The sequence below is a fragment of the Paenibacillus filicis genome, from assembly GCF_038070315.1.
Classification (GTDB): Bacteria; Bacillota; Bacilli; order Paenibacillales; family NBRC-103111; genus Paenibacillus_G; species Paenibacillus_G filicis.
The window spans coordinates 68,189-90,327 of record NZ_JBBPCC010000003.1 but is presented as its reverse complement, the minus strand read 5'-3'; the positions used below and the strand labels follow the sequence as shown (position 1 = coordinate 90,327).

Sequence of the window (22,139 nt, the reverse complement as noted above, 5' to 3'; positions counted from 1 at the left end):
CCGTTCCGGCACCTTCGCGCCGAACCGGGGTTATTCGCTGTTAGAAAATACTCCAGTCACAAGCCTCGGACATCGTCTGCAGCAGCTGAACGCCGGCTACGCTGTTGCCCTTGTCGTTCAGTGCAGGCCCGATCACCCCGATGCCGTAACGGCCCGGGACGAGGGCCAGGATGCCGCCTGCGACTCCGCTCTTGGCGGGCAGGCCGACCTTGATGGCGAACTCGCCGGAGGCGTTGTACATGCCGCAGGTGATCATGAAGCTCTTGGCGATCTGCACATAGCGCCGGGGGACGAGCTGGCGGCCGGTAGCCGGGTCCTTGCCGCCCAGTGCCAGCACGAGGGCGAGCTTGGCGATATGCTGGCAGGTCGCTTCAATCGAGCAGTGCCGGAAGTACACGTCCAGCACCTCCTCCACGTCCTCGTCCAGCACCCGGTTATCCTTGAGGAAATACGCGAGCGACCGGTTCCGGTGGGCTGTGGACGCTTCGGAGGCTCGTACCTGCTCGTTCCAGGTTAGTGCCGGGTCCCCCGTCAGCTCGCGGAAGAAGGCGAGGATGCGTCCGGTTTTCTCAGCCGGGGTCTGCCCGCGGATGAGCGAGGAGATCACGATCGCTCCGGCGTTGATCAACGGATTGAACGGAATGCCGGGCTCGACGAGCTCTAGCTTGAGCATGGAATTGAAGTCGTCGCCTGTCGGCTCCATGCCGACCTTGCGGAAGACGCCTTCCTCGCCCTGATCCATCAGCGCGAGCAGCAGGGTGAACACTTTGGAGATGCTTTGCAAAGTAAAGGAAATCCCGCAGTCGCCGAAGGTGAGCTGGCGTCCGTCTGCCGACGCTATCGTAATGCCCAGCGCATCGGCCGGGGCATGGGCCAGTTCAGGGATATAGCTGGCCGGGGCGCCGTTGACCGAGTGGCGGCGGCTTTCCTCCAGCCAGAGGGGAAGCCGCTCGGACAGCTTGTCCCATTCGCTCGTTGTCATCATCTGTCCTAAGCCTCCTTGCGGCACCAAGACCGCGCACTAATTTTCCTTTAGCATACTCCCATCACGCCTCCCTTGCCAAGAGAGCTTCACGAAATCGTTCTATGGAGACATCCCCAATCTCACGACATCGTTCCATCAATCCAAGGAAATCGTTCATTACCGGTCCGAATCGCGGGTGTTATAGTGAAGGGGCAAGGGAGATTGGGAAACCAAAGCATATCAACTGCTGGAGGGGATCTTGATGATAAAGAAACAGACGATGACGGTACTGACCGCAATCGCGGTATGTGCAACCGCTGCAGGCTGCTCGACGGGAACGGCGACCACGGAAGGGACGCCTGCTCCATCCGGCACGACGACTGCGCCTGCACCCAAGCCGGGTGAGAAGATTACGCTGACGATGTGGGGAGGCGTGCCGGCCGAATCCGGTCCGCAGGCCGTGGTGGATGCGTGGAATGCGAAGAACCCGGATATTCAAGTGAAATATGAGCGGTTCGTCAATGACGACGCGGGGAATATGAAGCTGGATACTGCTCTCGCGACCCAGCAGGACGTTGACCTGTTCGTCAACTACTCCCAGACGCTGCTGCAGCGCCGGGTAGATGCCGGTTTTACCCAGGAGCTGGGTGCCTACAAGGATTACAACATTGACGAGAAAATCGACGGTGCCGCCGAATGGAAGGCGAATGGCAAGTATTACGCGATGCCGACGAGCAAAAGCCAGTTTTTCGTTTGGTTCAACAAGGATCTGCTGGATCAGGCCGGCTTGAAGGTGCCGGACGCCTGGACCTGGCAGGAGATGCAAGCCTTTGCTGAGAAGCTGAAGAGCGACAAGCGCTACGGGCTCGTCCAGCATCTGGAGCCGTTCCCGGACCCGCTGGATTCGGTGTCGACTAAGTACGGCTACACGAAGCCTGACGGCAGCTCCAACATGGACCATCCGCTGTATGGGCAATGGCTGGAGATCATGAAGGCGATGATGCAGGATGGCCGGACCACGGTTCCATATTCGGAGCAGGTTACCTCCAAGATGCCGGTGGATACGGTATTTCTCAAGGGAGAAGCCGCCATGCTGAATGCCGGAACCTGGATTTTCCGCAGTGCCAACAATATGAAGGATAATCCGAGAACGTTCAAGATCGCCTTCGCCCCAGTGCCGAGGCTCACGGAGCAGACCGGAGACTTCATAACACGCGGAGGCACCGGTGATGCCGTATCGATCAATGCCAAATCCCCGCATAAGGAAGCGGCTTGGGAGTTCCTGAAATGGTATGCGGACGGCGGGATGCTGCCTATGGTACCCGGCGGACGATTCCCGGCCTCCAAGGTCGTGAATGCCGATGAGACGCTGAAGCTGCTGCTCGGGGACAATGCGGCCACCTACGACCAGGAGTCGCTCAAGAAGGTCCTGTTCAACAGCTCGTCCAAGTACACACGCTCGCTGCCTAAGCAGGTGCTGGATCTTCGCCAAGAGGAGTATGAGAACTTCTTCACGGGCAAGAAGGATGCCAAGGCTGCACTCGAGTCGATCGCAAGGCGGCATAACGATTATTTGAAGCAAGCTAAAAAATAGCCGGAAGCCAGAGAAGCGGCGAACGGGACAACAAGCGGATTCACCGCGTCCTGTTCGCCTGCTCTTCCCTGATTCCCGGCCCGGATGGGAGCAGAACACCATGCGCAAAAGACAGCTATGGATCGGATACGCCTTTATTATGCCGAATCTGATTGGCGTGCTTCTCTTTTTCATCATCCCGGCGTTATTCTCGGCCGTGCTGATGTTTACGGACTGGCAATTTACGAGTCCGACCTTTCACTTCGTCGGCTTCGATAATATCAAACGGCTTTTCTCCGACGAGCTGTTCTATATTTCGCTCAAGAACACCGTATTGTTCCTCGCGAGCGTGCCGGTCTCCGTCGCGCTGGCCTTCATCGTCGCGGTCATCCTGAACCGCTCGGTCTATATGAAGACGCTGCTGCGTGCGCTGTACTTCATGCCGTATATTACGAGCGGCGTGGCCGTTGCCTTCGTCTGGATGCTGCTGTTCCAGCCGAAGCAGGGGCCGATTAACAGCTTGCTCATGAACCTTGGCATCGCACATCCGCCGGGCTGGCTGACCTCTCCGGATTCCGTCATGGGGGCGGTCGATATCATCTGGATCTGGTTTATGCTCGGCTACAATATGATCATCTATCTGGCGGCCCTGCAGGAAATATCGCCCGAGCTGATGGAGGCGGCCAAGATGGACGGCGCCTCGGTCCGGCAGACGGTATTCCGGATCATGCTGCCGCTCGTCAGCCCGACGACGTTCATGCTGCTCGTGACCGGACTGATCATGACGATCAAGACGTTCGGCATCATCGAAGCGCTGACCCAGGGCGGACCGGGCAACAGCTCGCTCATCCTGTCGCTGTATGTGTACAAGACGGCCTTCCGCTACTACGAGATGGGCTATGCGTCCACCGTGTCCTGGGCGCTGTTCGGAGTCATTCTGATCATCACGGCCCTTCAATGGTTCGGACAGAAGAAGTGGGTGCATGATTAACAGTCAAAGGAGGAAGAACGCCATGAAGGCCAATACCGGCTATGCCGCCCCGCGCCGCCGCCCGGCAGCTCTAGCTTTGAAGACACAGACCGGCAGGCTGCTCGGCAAAGGCGCAGTTACCCTGATCATGCTGTTCTTCGCGGTGCTGATGGTGCTGCCGTTCATCTGGATGATCTCCACATCGTTCAAGACGCCGGGCGAAGTGTTCGAGTATCCGATCTCCTGGATTCCGGCACATCCTGTTTGGGAGCATCACATCAAGATCTGGACGGGCAAGAGCAGCTTCGTCCCTTATTATCTAAACTCGCTCAAGGTCTCGCTGCTCAGCATGCTTGGGGCGACCTTCTTGTCGGCCCTGGCGGCCTACGGCTTTACGAAGGTGGAGTTCAAAGGCCGGGACACGCTGTTCATGATCTATATCGCGATGATGATGGTGCCGCCTCAGGTGCTATTCGTACCCAAATTCATTATGTTCAAATGGCTGGGCATCTTCAACACGCACTGGGCGCTGATCTTGCCCGGGATGATTACGATCTTCGGCGTATTTATGATGCGGCAGTTCCTGAACTCGATTCCGAAGGAAATCTCCGAATCCGCGTTCATCGACGGCGCCGGACATCTGCGTATCTTCGCGCAGATCATGCTGCCGCTAGCCAAGCCTGCGCTGGCGACGCTGGCTATCATCGATTTCTCGTGGCACTGGAACGACTTCGAGAATGCGCTCGTGTTCCTGATCAAGCGTGAGCTCTACACGGTGCCGCTCGGCTTGCAGAACTTTATCATGGAATTCAATGTGGATTACAATGGCATGATGGCTGCGGCTGCGGCCGGTATTCTGCCTATGCTCGCTGTGTTTCTCGTCGGACAGCGCTTTATCATCCAGGGCTTATCCAGCACGGCCGTGAAAGGGTAATGAGCCGTGCTGCGCAGGATGAGGTGTCCCTGGGCGCAGGCGGTCTGCCAAGCCTTCTGTTCAGAAGGCTTGTTTTTGTCCGCGGACGTATAATAAGCTGGATGAACAGGGGACGCTGGATCTAGAAGCGGCTCCGAAGGGGGGCGGGCCAAGCGATGGGGACAAGAGGAGAAGGCTTCAAGGCGAGAATCAGGCCGTCAGCCTGGCTGCCCCAAACATTGAAGAACCGGCTGTTTCTGGCGTTCGCGCTGCTGATCCTGCTTCCTCATGCAGGCTTGAACCTGTATAATTTCAATCGGGTGGAGGCGGTGCTGAGGAAGCAGACGGCCGATCAAAATCTAAACCAGATGCTCTCGCTGAACAAGTCGCTCGAGGATGTCCTCAACGTTGCGTACAAATCGGTGATTCTGGTGGAGCAGGACGATACGGTTTCCTCCGTGCTGCAAGCTCCCGAACGCTACGATACCCTGCAGCGTGTGTACCTGATCGATACGAAGTTTAAGTCGATCATGAACAGCTTGTTCATTAGCTTGTCTCCGGTGTACTATACGATCGTGGATTTCAAGGGGCAGGTATATGCCTCCTACCAGCCCTATGAGAGTTTGTCCTACGGGCGGATGATCGGAGAGGAATGGTACGCCAAGGCAGTCGGGCAGCCGAATGTCTATGCCTGGAGCTGGGAGGACAATTATACAAGCCGGGATGTGTCGCGCTCTCCCGAGCTGCTGACCTACGCCACATCGCTAAAGAACCGCAACAATACGCCCTATGCGGCACTGCGCGTCAGCGTCGATGTGTACGAGTGGTTCCGGCTGGCCACGCAATTCTCGCAGGAAAAGTACCTGCTGCTCCACCCGGACGGGACGGTGCTAGCCGACAGCCAATTGGGCCGAGACGTACAGGATGAGCGCCTGACGGGCTTGCCCGCCCTGGCGAACCAGGACAAAGGCTACTATGTCTCAGGCTCTTATCTGAATATTTATACCAAGCTGCCCCGGCTGGATAAAGTGCTGATCAAGCAGGTTCCGCTTGATATTATGTACGCAGAGGTGGACCGGCTGAAGCGGTCCTTCTTCACCGTATCGGTCTCGCTGACCCTGGCTTTCTTGACTATTACACTGCTGATCGCTTCGACGGTCACCAAGCCGCTGCAGCATCTGCAGCGCCGGATGGCCGATGCGGTCGACAAGCGGTTCCGCGTCAAGCTGCCGGAGAGCAACCGCCACGGCGAGGTGCTTCAGCTCACGCGCGCCTTCAATCAGATGATGGCCGACATTGAGGAGCTGGTCCAGCGGCTCAACGAAGAGGAACGGAAGAAGGAGGCGGTCCGCTTCCAGGTGCTGCTGTCGCAGACCAATCCGCACTTCCTGCTCAATACGCTGAACACGATCAAGTGGCTGGCGCTGGTTGAACAGCAGTCAGATATCGCGGAGATTTGCGTCAGTCTGGGCAAGCTGCTGGAGGCGGGGCTTAATTCCGAGCTCGAATTGATCCATGTGAAGGAAGAGCTGCGGCTGGTGGAGTCTTACGTGACGATTCAAAACTTCCGTTACAAGCAGCTCTTCGAGGTCCGGTATGAAGCGGAGCCTGGACTCGAATATGCGCTGATTCCGAAGCTGAGCCTGCAGCCGCTCGCAGAGAACAGCATCCAGCATGGCTTCATGGAGCTGGAGGGCCAGGGCTTGATTACCGTCAGGGCTTATGCGCGGGATAACCGGTTGTACCTGGAGGTGGAGGACAACGGCGCGGGTCTCAAGCCCGGGATGTCTACTGGGATGAGCAAGCCGGGCGGGCGCAGCAGACCGGGGATCGGCATCAGCAATCTGCGGGAGCGGCTCGAGCTGCTGTTCAAGGGACGGTCAGGACTGGAGGTCGAGTCGTTGGACCAAGGCACGAGGGTGAGGTTTTATTTGCCGCTGCTGCTGTCCAAGCCGTATGAGGAACCCGTGATCGGGAAGCAGGAGCTGCACGCTGGGGAAGAGGGCTAGTCTTCCAAGTCGATGAGAGACTGGATTTCGGGGGAATGCTCACTACCGTTCTAGCGGTTGCGGAATATTGTTCATGTTTCAGGCTGTCTGTACTGTGATACGATAGAGGTCTCTATCGACCTTAGAGGACATGGAATCAGAAGCCATGATTTCATAGATTCAGCAAGCGGATGATGATCGTAAGCGGAGGTGGACAGCATGTGGACCGTGTTGCTTGTGGAGGATGAGGTCTTTGTCAGGGAGTCCGTTCGGCGCATTGTGGATTGGCACAGCCTGGGCTTCGATGTGATCGGAGAAGCTGGCAACGGCGAGGAGGCGCTAGAGCTGATCCGAAGCTTGCAGCCGGATCTGGTCATCTGCGATATCCTGATGCCCAGACTGAATGGCGTTGAGGTGCTGAGGCAGGTACGGGAGGCCGAGCTCGACAGCCGGTTCATCATGCTGTCGTGCCTGAGCGACTTCGAATACGTCCGGCAAGCGATGGAGCTCGGCGCATCCAACTATATTCTGAAGCTGTCGATGAATGTACAGTCGTTGATGGATGCGCTCGTCAAAGTGGAGTCGGAGCTCGGGAAGCGGAGGCGGCAAGCCGGTCTGCCTTCAAGTACCGGACGGGAAGGCCACGACGCAGCGTCCGCTGCAGCCCCACAAGGGGAACAGGGGCGGGACCCCGCTGGGGAGCTGGGCCACGATAAGCTCTCGGGAGGCCCGAACCGCGAGGGCGAGCTCGAAGCGGAGACGGGGCACAAGGAAGTCGATAAGCTTATCCTATATATGAAGGAAAATTACCGCAGCATCATATCGCTTCGGACGCTGGCGGGCCTGGTGGCGATGGATGAGAAATATATCAGCACGCTGTTCAAGAAAAAAACGGGCACGAATGTCATTCAGTATCTGCACCAGCTGCGTATCACCGAAGCGAAGCGGCGTCTGGAGCAATCGAATCTGCCGGTAGCGGAGATCGGCATGCGAGTCGGCTACGAGAATGACAACTATTTTATTAAAATTTTCAAGCGGTTCACGGGGCTGACGCCGAATACGTACCGCAACCGGTTTTTGGCCGGGGAGACAAAGGAATGATCGTCATGTACGCATAAGTTAAGCCGGAGTAGACGTTATCCCGGCTTTTTATGCATGTTATTCAGCCCCTTCTGAAAGAAGCTCTGTATTTAGCTGACGTGCTGCGGCAATAAATTCGTTAAGAAGCTGCTCATCCGTTTTGGAGCTGCTTGCCCATTCATGTTCAAAATCTGCGATAAGCTGTTCCTTTTTCTCGATTTCATCCCGTGCTTTTTGGTTGCTTGGATGATCACTATCGTTTTTATTTGCATATAAGTTACGATGCTTTGCATGCATTTCTTTGTAAGCGGCAAAGGTAGAAGCAAACGCCTCAGAAGCCGTTTTCGAATCGGCATGTTGCAAGGCAGCCCGCTTAAGTTCAAGCTCGTTTATCTGCTCACGTTGTACCCGTTCTGCAAGCTCCGTTTGTTGTTGGAACTCATCCTTTATAGCGCTTATAGCCTGGACGGCTTGCGGACCTGTTGGTTGCTCAGCAGCAACCTCCAGCAGATCCCCCTTCGGCCAACAGATAGTACCCACGATCACTAAAGTAGCAGTTGCAGCTAAAAGCCATCTTTTCTTCTTAAGCATACAGATCACCTCCGATATCCAACCTCAATAAATGGACGTACGGTGCGTAAAAAAGTTCCATAAAGATGTCAATCAAATGAAATTGGAGTAAAGTGTCGTGCGACATAAGGAATATAGAATCCCGCATAAACCGGTATACCGTGAATGACTTGTAAGAGTACGGTCCATATGCATGCTGTTTCCAATTCACGAAATTGGTATTATTTGTACCTCCAAAGTATTGCGGGATTCCGATATATCCGATATGATGGCAGGCAGGGCGAGTTGCACGGACTTGAATCGTTTTAATAACCACAAGGCATCCGATAGATGCCTATGATTGCCGGAACGAATGGTTTGCACAGCTCGCGAACGTATCTCCATATTCGGAAAGGGAAGAGAGGGATAAGGGTGCTTCGTCGTTTTTTCTCTTACTATCGTCCGTATAAGGGCCTCTTTATACTGGACTTCACCTGCGCAATTATTGCTGGTTTGCTGGAGCTGGCTTTTCCCTTGGCGGTTAGCAAGTTTATCGACGATCTGCTGCCGGGGCAGGACTGGAAGGTAATTGTGCTCGCGTGTCTGGGACTGCTGGCCATCTATGTGCTCAATACGGCACTGCAGTATATCGTGACGTACTGGGGGCATATGCTCGGGATCAATATCGAGACGGATATGCGCCGCAAGATGTTCGAGCATATCCAGAAGCTGTCGTTTCGCTTCTTCGATAACCACAAGACCGGCCATCTGATCGGCCGGATTACCAATGACCTCAATGACATCGGAGAGGTTGCGCATCATGGGCCGGAGGATGTATTCATTGCCATCATGACGCTGGCGGGGGCCTTCACCCTGATGGCTTACATCAATCTGGAGCTGGCGCTGCTAACCTTCATTATTATTCCGATCATGGCTTGGCTGATCATCTTCTTCGGCCGCCGGATGACCACTACATACCGCCGTTTGTTCGGCGATGTCGGCAACTTCAATGCGCGGATCGAGGATAATGTGGGCGGCATCCGCGTCGTTCAATCCTTCGCCAACGAAGCGCATGAGAAGAAGCTGTTCGCTGTCGATAACCAGAACTTCCGTCTGACCAAGCTGCTGGCCTATAAGACGATGGCCAAAAGCATCTCCGTCAGCTACATGATGATGCGGCTGATCACGGTATTCGTCATGATCTGCGGCGCCTGGTTCTTTATTCAGGGCAAGCTGGAGATGGGTGAATTTATGGCGTTCCTGCTGCTGTCCAATATTTTCTTCCGCCCGATCGAGAAGATCAATGCCGTCATCGAGAGCTACCCGAAGGGCATCGCAGGGTTCAAGCGTTATACGGAGATTATCGATACGGAGCCGGATATTGCCGATGTGCCGGATGCGGTGGAACTGAATAACGTGAAGGGAAATATCCGCTTCGAAGGCGTGACGTTCGGCTATGAGCCGGGCCGGGATATCCTGAGTCAGATCGATCTGAACATTCAGTCGGGTGAAACGATTGCCTTCGTCGGTCCGTCTGGAGCCGGTAAAACGACGATCTGCAGCCTGCTGCCACGCTTCTATGATGTCACCGGCGGTAGAATTACGGTCGACGGCCTGGATGTCCGTCAGATCAAGCTGGAATCCCTGCGCAAGCATATCGGGATAGTGCAGCAGGATGTATTCCTCTTCGCAGGAACGATTCGCGAGAATATCGCCTACGGGAACCTCAGTGCCACCGAGGAGCAAATCTGGGAGGCGGCACGCAGAGCTTCGATGGAAGATTTGATCCGCAAGCTGCCTGACGGAATGGATACGATGATCGGGGAGCGCGGGGTGAAGCTGTCCGGAGGCCAGAAGCAGCGGTTATCCATTGCCCGGATGTTCCTGAAAAATCCGCCGATCCTGATTCTGGATGAAGCGACCTCGGCGCTCGATACGGAAACAGAAGCCGCCATCCAGCAATCGCTGTCTGAGCTGTCGCAAGGGCGCACGACCTTGGTTATCGCACATCGGCTATCGACGATCCGCAATGCGGACCGGATCGTCGTCGTGAACGAGCACGGTATTGCCGAGCAGGGCAGTCACCGCGAGCTGGTAGCCGCCGGCGGTATCTACAGCAGGCTGCATAACGTCCAGACTCAGCACGCTTAGCCCAGAGCAGCCCTGGCATTTGCCGGGAACGCATCGGTTAGCTGCATAGCCGCAGAACCGTAGACGTACGGACGATACCTTCATATGACGGGCTGATGATGGCAGGGCGCAGTGCTGTCAGCCCGGCAGAGTAAGTGACATCGAACATCAGATGGAACGGCCGGATGGCTCAAAAGGCCCGGCTCCTGAGCAGGATGATTTCCTGCCGGAGAGCCGGGCCTTTTTTTTTGTGCATATCAGGGAGCGGAGGCGAGACTTGTTGAATCGTGCATGGAGGAGTTCTAGCAACTGCAGAGGCTTGTACGCTCCTTCTCTCATCCCAGTCAGTCAAGTAAGCCAGGCCCGCCGTTAGCTGCTCCGACCTGCCACCCAGCAGAGCGGCTACTCGCGGTGATGCGGACAATATTGCTTCATCAGTGCCAGCGTTTCTGCATCCATCGATGCATCCCGCCCCTCCAGCCCTGTGGTCACCTTATCCCGCTTGCTGTCCGTCAGGTTTTGGCCGAACTTGAACTTGGCCGACATCGATTCGACCCGGATGCGCACGACGGCGGTTCCGCGAAGCTGCTTGGCATAGTCGGGATCTGCCGCATCGATGGTCTCGTACCCGCCTTCCGGCTGGAGCTTGCTCATGAAAGCCCCCAGTGCGGAAGCTTTCTCCTGCAAATCCTCTACGATTTCACCGTAGCCCTTGATCAGCACCGACTTGAAGTAGGCGGTCGCGGGGCAGGCCAGCTTCGGATCGAGGAAATACGAGGGGATGATGGCGAACTCTTGCGCGACGGAGAAGGTCACACGGTTGTCCTTCTTCAGGTTGGTCATCTTCTGCCCGATCTTGCTGCCATGGAAATAGACGGCACCCTCGTGATATACGAAGTTGAGAGGGGTTAGCTCCGGCCATCCGTCCTCGGCATGTGTGCCCAGTACCCCGAAAGTCATTTCCCTCAGAAATGGCTCAATCTCCTGCTGCTCGCTGATTTCGAAGTCTACTCTACGCATGGCTGGTTCTCCAATTTCAAAGAATAAGTAAGAAATTCCGTATCCCGGATATATCCGGATTTTTCGTACAATCGCTGTGCGGTGCCGTTATCTGTACCGGTTGAGAGTTGAATAAAAGCCGCTCCCGTTGCACGGCCATGCTCTGCGGAGGCGGACAGCAGACGTCCACCGATGCCGCGTCCGCGTGCTTCTGCAGCGACGAAGAGATCGTTGAGCGTCCATACCTCTCGCATTGAAACGGAGGATAGAGTCGGATACAGCTGGGCGAAGCCAAGAAAGGATGGGCTACCGTCAGGCTGCGGCTTCTGCTCCAGCGCGAGGTAGATGACGGCCCGCTGCCGCTCCAGGTTCGTGCGCAGGAATGCTTCCGCGCCGGAGATATCCGGCTGCTGCCGGTAAAATTGGCGGTACGCATCGAATAGACGTGCTAGTCCGGCTAAGTCGTTCAGGTCCGCTTGGCGGCAAACGATAGAATCAACGGCTGACATCGGTCAAGCTCCTTTCCAAACTTAAGATATTGGAACTATAATGGATTTATTGGCCTGAGAAAAGATCCATTTATGACAGATTTGATTGTACCATTTTGTCAGACTTCATCTATTTGTAGCAATCACGAAGCCGAAGGGGCGCGAACGATGGATTTACTCATTCCTTACCATTCTTATATGCAGCGGCTGCCTACGAAACATGCCGCGCTGTACGAGGCGTTGCGCGACGCCATTATTGAGGGCAGCCTGCTCCTCGGCATGAAGCTTCCGTCGACACGCAAACTGGCGGAGCAGTACGGCCTGTCGCGCGGCACGGTCAATCAAGTATACGAGACGCTGGCTTCGGAGGGCTACATCGTCAGCGAGATCGGAAGCGGTACGACCGTCGCCTATCGCTATGCGGAGCCTGAAGCACGGGAAGCTTCCGTCCCTGACTTCCGGCTGTCCGAATGGGCCTCCCGCCTCGTGGCTCCGCCCCGTCTAGAGAGGATGTCGCCGGTAGGAGCGCTTCATGGGGTCATTGACTTTGCCAATATGAATACGGATGAAGCGCTATTCCCGCACGAAGCCTGGAACCGGTGCCTGTACGCCCAGATTCGGGCGGGTACCGATTGGAGCACGGAGCGGACCGGAGCGCAGGGGGACTACAAGCTGCGCGAGGCGATCGCGATGTACTTGCGGAGATCCCGGAGCCTGAGCGTCTCGGCCGAGCAGATCGCCGTGGTCCATGGCTCGATGCAGGCGCTCGCACTGATCGCGCAGCTGGTGCTGAATCCGGGGGAATCGGCAGTTGCCGAATCGCCGGGCTACTCGGGAATTCGCCGGGCGATCAGCACGGCGGGAGGCACCGTGGTTGAAGCGGCTTTAGATGAGTACGGGATTATACCTGCCGCATGGGATGCTCGGGCGCTCTTCGTCACGCCATCGCGGCAGTTTCCCACGGGGGCGGTGCTCAGCCTGGAGCGGCGCCAAGCGCTGCTGGCCTGGGCCGTCCGGGAGCGTGCAGTCATCGTCGAGGACGACTACGACAGCGAATTCCGCCACCGGGGGCGGAGCATCGAGCCGCTGAAGGCGCTGGATCGCGACGGGCGGGTCGTCTATGTGGGCAGCTTCACGAAGACGATGCCGCCTTCGCTGCGGATCGGTTATGTGGTGCTGCCCGACTCGCTGGTGGAGCCGTTCGTCCGTGCCCAGGCCTTGTATGAGCCATACGCGGCCAACGTGCTGGAGCAGCGGGCGCTGGCCGAATTCATGGCCAGCGGAGGCTACGAACGGCATCTGCGCCGCATGAAGCGCAGCTATGGACGCAAGTTCAGCCAGTTGGCGGACTTGCTGCAGACGGAATTATCCGCGGGCTTTGACTGGGTGCCGAGCGATGCGGGCTTGCACTTGTTCGGCTGGTGGAAGGGGAGCGAGGAGGATTATCTGTCCTATCGGTCCGCCTGTCACGAGGCAGGGGTTCTCTGGGCTGATATGGCTCCTACCGGGCATGACACCCGCAGCGGACGGCGGGGGGCTTACTTTCATTTCTCCGATCTGACGGAAGAGGAGATGAAGGACGGGGTAGGGCGGATGAGCCGGATTTTGAACGGTGGTTAATGAGGCTTTCAGTTCGCGGCGCCGTTTCCGGATTTGCCGATGCAGCAGGATTTAGTTTTGAGCTGGAGATGCGGTTGCTCAACCGCCTGCTGCAGGCTAGAATTTATGAAGAAATAGTTATCTTGAGGCCGTCCGGGCCGCAGTGCGGGCAGCAGCCGGGGCGGCTTTTTCCGTGTTTTTAACGGCAACAACAAGTGCAGAGATTTCATTCTACTATAAATTTGGTCTTGTTTGGATTCCAGTGGACTCCAACTACATGGAGCACGTAACCAAGCCTAACTTTGAAATACTATTAGAACAGACCAGACCATATAAATCATGTTAATTATGGGGTGGAACATGGGAATTAATTGATGGCAAAGCCTACAATATGTCGCCTGCACCGACCGCTATGCATCAGTTCATTGTAGGAGAGCTGCATGTTGCCCTTCGGACGTTTTTTCAGAATCGACATTGCTTGGTGTTTGTGGCTCCGTTCGATATATTTTTTAGCGAAAGCGAAGAATATGATTCGCCCGATCATATCACGCAGCCTGATCTCTCTGTGATTTGTTCGAAGGACCAACTATCGAAAAATGGCTGCCAGGGTGCTCCGGCGTTAATCATCGAAGTGCTGTCACCCTCCACGGCATTGAAGGATTTTAACGAAAAATTCAACTTGTATCAAAGCTATGGGGTACAGGAGTATTGGATCGTCGATCCGGGAAATCGGACGGTTTATGTGAATACACTGAAGGACGGAAGCTACAGTATTCGTCATTTATATATGGAGCAGGAAACGATTCAATCGATTCTATTTAAAGACCTGCAGATTCCGATCAACACGCTGTTCAGTCTGGAATAAGGAGCAGCTCTGGACAATGCCGCGTCAGCAGAGTGGCTTCTTCCCCCGCTGCTTGAGTATAATGGGAACATGAACTTGAAGGAGGGAAGCGCATGCCGCCCATTGTTAAAAATTTACTCAAAATTGCTGCCGTTGTCATCGTCGTGGTGCTTCTCTTCAAGCTCCATTGGGCGCTTGGGACGGGTGTCGTCGTCGTATCGATCGGGGTATTTGTGTTTCTAAACCGCTCTGCGCTGTATGCCCAGCGGGGCAACATGGCTTATATGAAGGGCGATCAGGCCAAGGCGCTGGAGCTACTGGAGAAGGCTAACGGGTTCAAGCGGGTCGTTCCGCAGCACCGGATCGGCTACGGATTTCTGCTGATGAAGGCCGGCAAGCCAGAGGAGGCGGAGCGGGTGTTTCAGGAGATACAGCGCCTGTCGCCTCCCCGCGAGATCCTGATGCAGGCGAGAATTAACTTGTCCACGGCCTACTGGCTCCAGGGCCGGCACAGCGAGTCTCTCGCTCTGATGGAGGAAGTGATGGGCGAGTACAAGAACACGCTGGCCTACGGGAACCTGGGTTATTTCAAGGTACTGAATGGGGATTTGGAGGAAGCTCTCGTCTTGAACCAGGAGGCGTATGAATTCAACGACAATGATGTCACGATTCTGGACAACCTGGCGCAGAACTATTACTTGCTGGGCCGGGTGGAGGAAGCCGCCGATATGTACGCCAAGGTGATGGACAAGTCCCCCAAGCATGCGGAATCGTATTATTTCTACGCGCTTACGCTGCAGAAGCTCGGGCGGCTGGAGGAGGCGCGCGAGCAGAGCGAGAAGGCCATCAGCCGCGATCTGGCGCTTGTAACTCCGCTGACCCGCGCCGATCTGGAGCGGCTGGAGGAGCAGTTGAAACAAGCGGACCCGGACCATGAATCCAGGGATGAAGGACCGCTTGCGGGAGAGTCGTCGATTGATAGAGGCTGAGAAGAGCTTTCGGTTCCTTCGGGCTATGGGAGAGAAGAGAAGCAAGTCATGGATCTTCTTATACCCATGAATATCAGCCGCGTCATGTTCGGAGAGCTAGAAAGTAAGGGGACCGTCTGGACAATCGGATGGTCCCCTTGCTTCGTGCCGGACAGTGCCCGGTCGCGATGATTAAACTTCTCTGGACCATTCCTTCAGCTTACGGTCGGATGGAAGGAAGAACGTCAGCAGTCCGATCAGCGGCAGGAAGCTGACCCAGCCCATCACAGCTTGTAGATGGAAGGTATCGGCCAGTCCACCGAGCGCCACGGCACCGAGTGCTCCGAGGCCAAAGGCCAGACCGGTAATGAGACCGGAGACGGTGCCGATTTTGCCCGGAATCAGCTCCTGCGCATAGACGACGGTCACGGAGAAGCTGGACAAGATAATAAAGCCGTTAATCAGCAAAATGATATAAGACCAGAATTCATTGGCATATGGCAGCACCATCGCCAGCGGAGCGGAGCCCAGCATGGAGAAGAAGATGATATTCCGGCGCCCGAACTTGTCAGACAGCGGCCCGCCCATGAAGGTACCCACAGCCCCGGCTGCAGCGAACAGGAAGATGTAAATCTGTGCATGCTCCAGCGTCATGGCGAACTTCTCCATCAGCTCGAACGGGAAATAAATCGTGATGCCGGCTTGGTACCAGGAACGGGCGAACACGAGGAAGATCAGCATGCAGACGGCGAAGCTGATCTGCCGCTTGCGGCTCGGGTCCATCGCCCGGGCGCCGCTCTTGCGGGCAGCGGGCGGGTTGGCGGCCAGATAACCGCTGTACCAGCGTGAGATCGCTAGCTGTACGACGATACCGATGGCAGCTACAGCGGTGAACCAGATCGCGCCGAACTGTCCGAACGGGACAAAGACGAGCGCCGTCATGATGGAGGCGAGCGATTGTCCCGAGTTGCCGCCGACCTGGAAGATCGACTGCGCCAGTCCCCGGCGGCTGCCTCCGGCCATATAGGCTACCCGAGAGCCTTCCGGGTGGAAGATCGCGGAGCCGATGCCGACCATCAGCACGGAGAGGAGCACGAGCCAGTAATTTGGAGCGATCGCGAGTCCCAGTACGCCGATGCAGGTAAAGCCCATCCCGATTGGCAGCATATAAGGTCTTGGCTTGCGGTCCGAGTACAGTCCGACGAGCGGCTGCATGACGGAGGCCGTCATGTTGAGCGCGAAGACGATAATGCCGGACTGGGTAAAGTTGAGCTGCATCGTATCCTTCAGGATCGGCAGGATGGCAGGAATGACGGCTTGAATCGTGTCATTGAACAGATGGACTAGACTGATTAAGAGCAGAATGCGAAAGACGGTCGGCTTCACATCGGTCTTCGTGGTCTGAGGCGAGGCCGGGCGGCCTGCTGCTCCGGCGGAAACGTTCATGCGGTCTGACTCCTTCCTAGGTATGCACGAGAACCGAGAGGTCTGAGCATGAGAAAAATCGCCCGGAATGCCAGAAGCAGGAGGGCTGTCGCCCGCCTGCCTCTTCCAAGCGTACTGCTGTCCCAAAGCGGGATCGATGGTGCAGCTATGAATCTTGTATAACTAGGCTAAGTGCCCATTGAATGGCGTGTCAAAGCACCGAGCGCCTCGCCCATTCTCACCTTGCTGCCGACGTTCAGATCGGAGCGGCCTTCATAGGTGCCGTTCTCCAGAAGCAGTACGACGGTAGACCCGAATTCGAAGTAAGCGAGTTCATCGCCCGCTTCTACCTTGTTCGGCAGAGGGGAGACATATTGAATCGAGCTCACATTGAGTGCTCCGACTTTTACAACCGCGATTTCACCGGCTCCGTGCTGCATGTACGTGATCAGACGCTCGTTGCGGCTAAGCACACGACGCATATGCTTTAGACCGAAGTCATTGACCGGGTACACCTTGCCAGGCACATGCTCCTTCTCGATGATTTCTCCGGCCACCGGCGTATGAATGCGGTGGTAATCCGTCGGGCTCAGGTATAGGACGTAAAAGAACCCGTTCGTATAATTGATACGGCGGGGACTGAAATTAAGCAGCTCCTCAACCGTGTAGTCCTGTCCCTTCACATTCAGCATCGTGCCTTCCCGAATCTGGCCCATCCCGGTGATCATCGCATCGACGGGGCTGACGACAATTCCGCTCGACCGGTCAATCGGACGCAAGCCGGGCTTCAGACGGCGGGTAAAAAAATCATTGAGCGAGGCATATTCCTGAACCGCTTTCTCCGCGTCCTCGATCCGGATGCCGTATGTCTTGGCAAACTGGGGAATAAAGGCGCGGCTGGCGCGGGACTTGGCAAAGGCTCCCGTGATGCGGGATACGCTTTTGCGCGACGAAAGCTCAGTTAGGAGCCGAAAAAACGTTATCTTCATAAGGGTCGGATGTCACCTATTTCTACATAATCATTGTTAGAACCTACCGATTATCTTGACACAGAACGAAGGACAAAGCAACCGCAAAACGCAGGCAAAAAAGCGGAAAGGCTCCTGGAAGGAGCCTTCATTGGATGTAGACCGCTGATTTTCGTCACATTGCCCCATTTCTTCTACTTTTTGTATTCCCCGCAGGTCATGCACGCATTCAAATTCACCTGGATCGGACTGAGGGCTCCCGACCACTTGGTACAGTGTACAGGAGTCCTGGCATGCGGGTCATACTGAACATAGGTGCAGAACCGGCAATCGGCCACTAGCCTGACGGATACAGGTATGATTTCTGGAATCGGTAACTCGCTTGGAATCATTTCTTGCATATCATGGGCCCCCCTCGGCATCGTCCATGAAGATAACGCTTTCATATTCATATAATGATCGATTTCCTTCAACTGGGAATAAAGTTATCTTATCAGACATTATCCGATAACACTAGGAATTTTTAGTAAATTTTTGATTAAGAAAACATGATATTGACATTTATTGTATTCATGTTACTATGTTTATGTCACTAGGGGAGCCTAACCGGCTGAGATTGGATCGCTAGATCCTAGACCCTCTGAACCTGATCTGGGTGATGCCAGCGTAGGGAAGTGGAGAGCGTAGATAAGAACCAGTACGTTCACTTGTGCTCACAAGCCGCTTCCGATCCGGGAGGCGGCTTTTTTGGCATAATCCGCTGGAAGAGGACCGCGATGCTGCGGCAAGCCCCATAGACAAACAAAGGAGATGAGCGACAAGATGTCAAAAGGTTTGAAGCTGACCGATATTCTGGTCACGATCGTGATTGCCGTCGTATTCGGGATTATATACCGGGTATGGGGCGATGTGTACAATGTGTTCAAGGTGCCGGGCATTCCGCTGGAACAGTTGATTTACGGCATGTGGTACATGGCGGCGACGGTCGCTTTCCTCATTATCCGCAAGCCTGGAGTTGCCCTGCTCGCTGAGGTTGCTGCTGCCTTGTTCGAGATGCTGCTAGGGTCCCACTATAGCGTAGCCTCGCTGACTTACGGCATCGTGCAGGGATTATGCGCGGAGCTGACATTCGCGGCCTTCCGCTACCGCAATCATTCGCTGGTTGTCGCCGGTCTCGCGGGCATCGCGTCGGGACTGGGCGCACTCGTGATGGATATCTTCGGCAATTATTTAATGGAATACTCGCCATGGCTCGTCGTTCAATATGTGCTGTACCGGTTCGTCGGGGCCTTCCTGATCTGCGGTACCCTGGCCTACGGGCTGGTCAAGGCGCTGGAGAAGACCGGTGTGACGCAGCTCGTCCGGCCCGTCAGTCAGGATGATCTGGATGCGCTCGGCAAGTAAGCCGGAGATGGCGGAGCGGATGATGGAAGCCTCCGTGTGGATAACCGGGCTGCGGTTAAAATTTCCCGGAAGCTCAGGATTATGGTTCGATAGGCTGTCGCTGGCGGTGCGGCCGGGGGAGAAGGTGCTGCTGCTCGGTCCGAGCGGCTGCGGCAAGTCGACCCTGCTGCAGGTGCTGGCGGGACTCATTCCGTCGGTCATCGAGATACCGATGAAGTCGGAGGATGCCGGGCGGCCCGACTCCTGGGGGTATTTATTCCAGGACCCGGATGCGCAGTTCTGCATGCCTTATGTCGACGAGGAGCTAGCATTCGTGCTGGAAAATCTGTGCGTCGCCCGCGGGGAGATGGATGAGCGGATTGACCAGCTACTGGAGCGGGTCGGTCTCGGCAAGGACTTGCGTCATGCGCCGATCGCTTCGCTGTCCGGCGGCATGAAGCAGCGGCTCGCGATGGCTTCGCTGCTGGCTCTGGAGCCCGATGTGTGGTTTCTGGATGAGCCGTCATCGCTGCTTGACCCGGAAGGCACCCGAGAGATTTGGGATACGGTTAAGCGGATAACTTCGGACAAGACAGTGCTCATCGTGGAGCATAAGATTGATGAAATCGTAGATTTCGTGGATCGGGTGGTGCTGTTCGATGCGTCCGGATGCATCATCGCGGATGGAGAGCCAGACCGGGTATTCCGGGAGCATAGGCGTGACCTGCAGAGCTTCGGCATCTGGTATCCGGGCGTCTGGGAAGATTATGCAGATGGAAGCTTGCGGGCAGAGGGTGGAGAGCTCCTCTACCGTCTGCCTGCTACGGCCGGACTTCCACCCGAGCGGACGGGAGAGCCGCTTGTTTCGCTGAAGGCGTTCACCGGCTATCACGGCAAGGAGAAGAAGCTGGAGGCTTCCCATGCCAGCATATGGCCCGGAGAATGGATCGCCGTCGTCGGAGAGAATGGAGCGGGTAAAAGCACGCTGCTATCGTCCCTGATGCAGCTGATTCCCACCAAGGGGGAATATTGGCTCGAAGGAAAACAAGTCCAGGGACTGGACGATGTCGTCCGCAAGGCGGCTTACGTGTTCCAGAACCCGGAGCTGCAATTTATAGGAAGCAGCGTGTTCGAGGAAGTGGCCTATAATTTCCGGAGGGACGGCGAGCCGGAAGAGGCGGTGCTGGCGAGGACGGCCGAGCTGCTGGACAGCTTCGGGCTGGCTGCGCAGCGCGGACAGCATCCTTATCAGCTGTCGCTGGGCCAGAAGCGCCGCTTGTCGGTGGCGGCGGCCACGGTAAAGGCGCAGCGGCTGCTGCTGCTTGATGAGCCGACATTCGGCCAGGATGCGGCGAATACGTTTGCCTTGCTGGAGAAGCTGGAGGCCTGGAGGCAGCATGACAAGATGACCATCGTGATGGTGACGCATGATGAGGACATCGTCCGGCGCTTCGCTACGCGAGTGTGGGAGGTCAAGAACGGCCTCCTTACCGCGGATGCCGAGGGGTGGGCCTTGAGCAGCGGATTGCTCCAGGACCATGAGGATGCGCTGCATGCAGCAGAAGGAGCTGGCCGCCATGCTGGATAAGCTGACCGGACGAACCACCTGGCTGCACCGGGTGAATCCGAGCTTCAAGCTGCTGCTGTCGATAGCCGCCTTCCTGGTCGTGCTGTTTACGCATAACATCAATATATTGATCCATGTCACGTGGATGTACACCGTGCTGCTGTTCACGTCCAGCGGGCAGCCGACCCGGCGTCTGCTGCTCATCCTGTTGCCGTTCATCCTGTTGTTCGTATCGTCAGGCGCGTCCATGGTGCTGTTCGGGACGGGAGAGACGACCTGGTTCCGTTATGGACCGGTTCATATCACCGAGGAGAGCTTCTTCCGCGGCATGCACCTGGGCCTCAAGACGGTCGATACGGCGCTTGTCGGTTTGCTGCTGGCGCTCACGACGAACCCGGTGCTGCTGTTCTACTCGCTGATGCAGCAGCTGAAGCTGCCGGCCAAGTACGCCTACAGCTTCATGGCGGCCATCCGCCTGATCGGCTTGTCTGCGGCGGAATACAGGACCCTGCGCGCGGCCTACCTCGTCCGCGGCGTGAAGACGCCTCGCGGGCTGCGTGGCTTCGCCCAATCGGTCCAGCGGTATGCGATCCCGCTGCTGGCGCAGAGCATCCGGCGCGCCCAGCGCATCGCCGTGGCCATGGAAGCCAAGCGCTTTGCCGCGTCGGCTGCGCGGACCTACTACTACCGCGTCGGCTGGTCGGCCAGCGACGCCTTGCTCGCAGCGGTGCTGCTGGGCATCTGGGCCTGCGCCTGGTGGTTCGCTGCGCAGCTGCCGCATTTTAGCATCACGGATGTTCGCTAGAGCTGGCTTGGGCATAAGACTACGCCGGATGAAAGCTTCACTAGGCTTCATTCAATGGGCAAGCTTGACTCATACCATGATCAATACTTATTCTAAGGAGGAGTTTTCTTATGATTACAGCGACAACCTTTTCGGCAGAGCTGAGAGAAGCGGTACGGGACAGCTGGGAGGCCAGCTTCCGCCATCCGTTCGTGCAAGGGATCGCAGACGGCACGCTGCCGCTCGACAGCTTCCGGCATTACGTGCTCAATGACGCCTACTATTTGTCCCAGTTCGCCCGGGTACAGGCGCTCGGAGCGGCCAAGGCGCATGACCTGCCGACGGTAAGCCGGATGGCGGTTCATGCCCAGAGCACTTATGAGGCTGAGCTATCGCTGCACGAGAAGTTCTCCAAGCTGCTCGGCATCACGGAGGAAGAGCGGGAGGCGTTCGAGCCGGCCCCGACCTCCTATGCCTACAGCTCCCATATGCTGCGCGCCGCCTACAGCGGCTCGCTGGGCGACATCATCGCCGCGATCCTGCCCTGCTACTGGCTGTACTACGAGATCGGCGAACAGCTGCAGCACTGCACGCCGGAGGAGCCGATCTACCGCGAGTGGATCGCGGCATACGGCGGCGATTGGTTCCGCGTGCTGGTGGAGGAGCAGATCAACCGCCTGAACGAACTGGCGGCACAGGCGGGGGAAGCCGACCGGGCGCGGATGCGCCAGCATTTTATCCTCAGCAGCCGGTACGAGTACATGTTCTGGGATATGGCGTATAGAAAGGAAGCTTGGCCGGTACTATAGGCAGCCAGAGGCATCATCCTAAGTCATCATAAGTTCATACGATAAGAAACGATAAGCGAGCGGGGCTGTTCCGGTAGACGGAGCGGCCCTTTTTTGCGCGCAAGAATATGCCAATTATTCGCAGTGGACGTTTGTCGG

21 protein-coding genes and 1 riboswitch are annotated in these 22,139 nt (G+C 56.5%); of the genes, 14 read left to right on the top strand and 7 right to left on the bottom strand.

Features of this window, described 5'->3' with window-relative positions; genetic code table 11:
• Positions 1-40: 40 nt before the first annotated feature.
• Positions 41-982 (bottom strand): glutaminase A, encoded by a 942-nt coding sequence (glsA, locus tag WMW72_RS06710; protein ID WP_423227525.1) that lies wholly within the window; start codon positions 980-982, stop codon positions 41-43.
• A gap of 244 nt (positions 983-1,226) precedes the next feature.
• Between glsA and WMW72_RS06705 the strand changes: the two genes are divergently transcribed.
• From WMW72_RS06705 to WMW72_RS06685, 5 genes are all read left to right on the top strand, one after another.
• Positions 1,227-2,558: an ABC transporter substrate-binding protein gene (locus WMW72_RS06705; protein WP_341414663.1), complete on the top strand. Its 1,332-nt coding sequence runs from the start codon at positions 1,227-1,229 to the stop codon at positions 2,556-2,558.
• A gap of 100 nt (positions 2,559-2,658) precedes the next feature.
• On the top strand, positions 2,659-3,528 hold the full coding sequence (locus WMW72_RS06700; RefSeq protein ID WP_341414662.1) for a carbohydrate ABC transporter permease: 870 nt from the start codon (positions 2,659-2,661) through the stop codon (positions 3,526-3,528).
• A 127-nt stretch (positions 3,529-3,655) separates the two neighbouring features.
• Positions 3,656-4,441, top strand: coding sequence for a carbohydrate ABC transporter permease (locus tag WMW72_RS06695; RefSeq protein WP_341414900.1), 786 nt, complete (start codon positions 3,656-3,658; stop codon positions 4,439-4,441).
• 155 nt (positions 4,442-4,596) lie between these two features.
• Positions 4,597-6,429: a cache domain-containing sensor histidine kinase gene (locus WMW72_RS06690; protein ID WP_341414661.1), complete on the top strand. Its 1,833-nt coding sequence runs from the start codon at positions 4,597-4,599 to the stop codon at positions 6,427-6,429.
• Between the two features lie 198 nt (positions 6,430-6,627).
• Positions 6,628-7,509, top strand: coding sequence for a response regulator (locus WMW72_RS06685; protein ID WP_341414660.1), 882 nt, complete (start codon positions 6,628-6,630; stop codon positions 7,507-7,509).
• Positions 7,510-7,566: 57 nt separating this feature from the next.
• On the opposite strand, the gene WMW72_RS06680 is transcribed toward WMW72_RS06685, so the two are convergent.
• The gene (locus WMW72_RS06680) at positions 7,567-8,079 is read right to left on the bottom strand and encodes a hypothetical protein (protein ID WP_341414659.1); all 513 of its coding nucleotides are present in this window, start codon (positions 8,077-8,079) and stop codon (positions 7,567-7,569) included.
• Positions 8,080-8,469: 390 nt separating this feature from the next.
• On the opposite strand from WMW72_RS06680, the gene WMW72_RS06675 reads away from it, so the two are divergent.
• Positions 8,470-10,188: an ABC transporter ATP-binding protein gene (locus WMW72_RS06675; RefSeq protein WP_341414658.1), complete on the top strand. Its 1,719-nt coding sequence runs from the start codon at positions 8,470-8,472 to the stop codon at positions 10,186-10,188.
• Between the two features lie 381 nt (positions 10,189-10,569).
• Here the strand turns inward: WMW72_RS06675 and WMW72_RS06670 are convergent, their stop codons facing one another.
• Complete coding sequence (locus tag WMW72_RS06670; RefSeq protein ID WP_341414657.1) at positions 10,570-11,187, bottom strand: pyridoxamine 5'-phosphate oxidase family protein; 618 nt, start codon at positions 11,185-11,187, stop codon at positions 10,570-10,572.
• Positions 11,175-11,675, bottom strand: a complete 501-nt coding sequence (locus tag WMW72_RS06665; RefSeq protein WP_341414656.1) for a GNAT family N-acetyltransferase — start codon at positions 11,673-11,675, stop codon at positions 11,175-11,177. The genes WMW72_RS06670 and WMW72_RS06665 overlap by 13 nt, the downstream gene beginning before the upstream one ends.
• Positions 11,676-11,822: 147 nt before the next feature.
• Here WMW72_RS06665 and pdxR point away from each other — a divergent pair, with 147 nt between their 5' ends.
• The 4 genes from pdxR to WMW72_RS06645 all read left to right on the top strand — a co-directional run bounded on the left by pdxR (position 11,823) and on the right by WMW72_RS06645 (position 15,086).
• A complete protein-coding gene (gene pdxR / locus WMW72_RS06660) occupies positions 11,823-13,274 on the top strand; it encodes a MocR-like pyridoxine biosynthesis transcription factor PdxR (RefSeq protein ID WP_341414655.1) in 1,452 nt (483 codons plus the stop codon).
• Entirely contained in the window at positions 13,274-13,456 is a 183-nt protein-coding gene (locus WMW72_RS06655) for a hypothetical protein (protein ID WP_341414654.1), read from the top strand. Before pdxR ends, WMW72_RS06655 begins: the two co-directional genes overlap by 1 nt.
• 209 nt (positions 13,457-13,665) lie before the next feature.
• The gene (locus WMW72_RS06650; RefSeq protein WP_423227521.1) at positions 13,666-14,118 is read left to right on the top strand and encodes a Uma2 family endonuclease; all 453 of its coding nucleotides are present in this window, start codon (positions 13,666-13,668) and stop codon (positions 14,116-14,118) included.
• A 92-nt stretch (positions 14,119-14,210) separates the two neighbouring features.
• Complete coding sequence (locus tag WMW72_RS06645) at positions 14,211-15,086, top strand: tetratricopeptide repeat protein (protein ID WP_341414653.1); 876 nt, start codon at positions 14,211-14,213, stop codon at positions 15,084-15,086.
• 171 nt (positions 15,087-15,257) lie between these two features.
• Here the strand turns inward: WMW72_RS06645 and WMW72_RS06640 are convergent, their stop codons facing one another.
• The 3 genes from WMW72_RS06640 to WMW72_RS06630 form a co-directional block, all read right to left on the bottom strand.
• Entirely contained in the window at positions 15,258-16,511 is a 1,254-nt protein-coding gene (locus tag WMW72_RS06640; RefSeq protein WP_341414652.1) for an MFS transporter, read from the bottom strand.
• A gap of 167 nt (positions 16,512-16,678) precedes the next feature.
• Positions 16,679-17,479 (bottom strand): archaetidylserine decarboxylase, encoded by an 801-nt coding sequence (gene asd, locus WMW72_RS06635; RefSeq protein WP_341414651.1) that lies wholly within the window; start codon positions 17,477-17,479, stop codon positions 16,679-16,681.
• A 173-nt stretch (positions 17,480-17,652) separates the two neighbouring features.
• On the bottom strand, positions 17,653-17,859 hold the full coding sequence (locus tag WMW72_RS06630) for a hypothetical protein (protein WP_341414650.1): 207 nt from the start codon (positions 17,857-17,859) through the stop codon (positions 17,653-17,655).
• Between the two features lie 183 nt (positions 17,860-18,042).
• Positions 18,043-18,148, top strand: a riboswitch (TPP riboswitch).
• A gap of 132 nt (positions 18,149-18,280) precedes the next feature.
• Between WMW72_RS06630 and WMW72_RS06625 the strand changes: the two genes are divergently transcribed.
• The 4 genes from WMW72_RS06625 (at position 18,281) to tenA (ending at position 22,001) form a co-directional block, all read left to right on the top strand.
• Positions 18,281-18,862: an ECF transporter S component gene (locus tag WMW72_RS06625; protein WP_341414649.1), complete on the top strand. Its 582-nt coding sequence runs from the start codon at positions 18,281-18,283 to the stop codon at positions 18,860-18,862.
• 22 nt (positions 18,863-18,884) lie between these two features.
• The gene (locus tag WMW72_RS06620; protein WP_341414898.1) at positions 18,885-20,429 is read left to right on the top strand and encodes an ABC transporter ATP-binding protein; all 1,545 of its coding nucleotides are present in this window, start codon (positions 18,885-18,887) and stop codon (positions 20,427-20,429) included.
• Positions 20,395-21,213: an energy-coupling factor transporter transmembrane component T family protein gene (locus WMW72_RS06615; protein WP_341414648.1), complete on the top strand. Its 819-nt coding sequence runs from the start codon at positions 20,395-20,397 to the stop codon at positions 21,211-21,213. The genes WMW72_RS06620 and WMW72_RS06615 overlap by 35 nt, the downstream gene beginning before the upstream one ends.
• A 110-nt stretch (positions 21,214-21,323) precedes the next feature.
• Entirely contained in the window at positions 21,324-22,001 is a 678-nt protein-coding gene (tenA, locus tag WMW72_RS06610; protein WP_341414647.1) for a thiaminase II, read from the top strand.
• Positions 22,002-22,139: the final 138 nt, after the last annotated feature.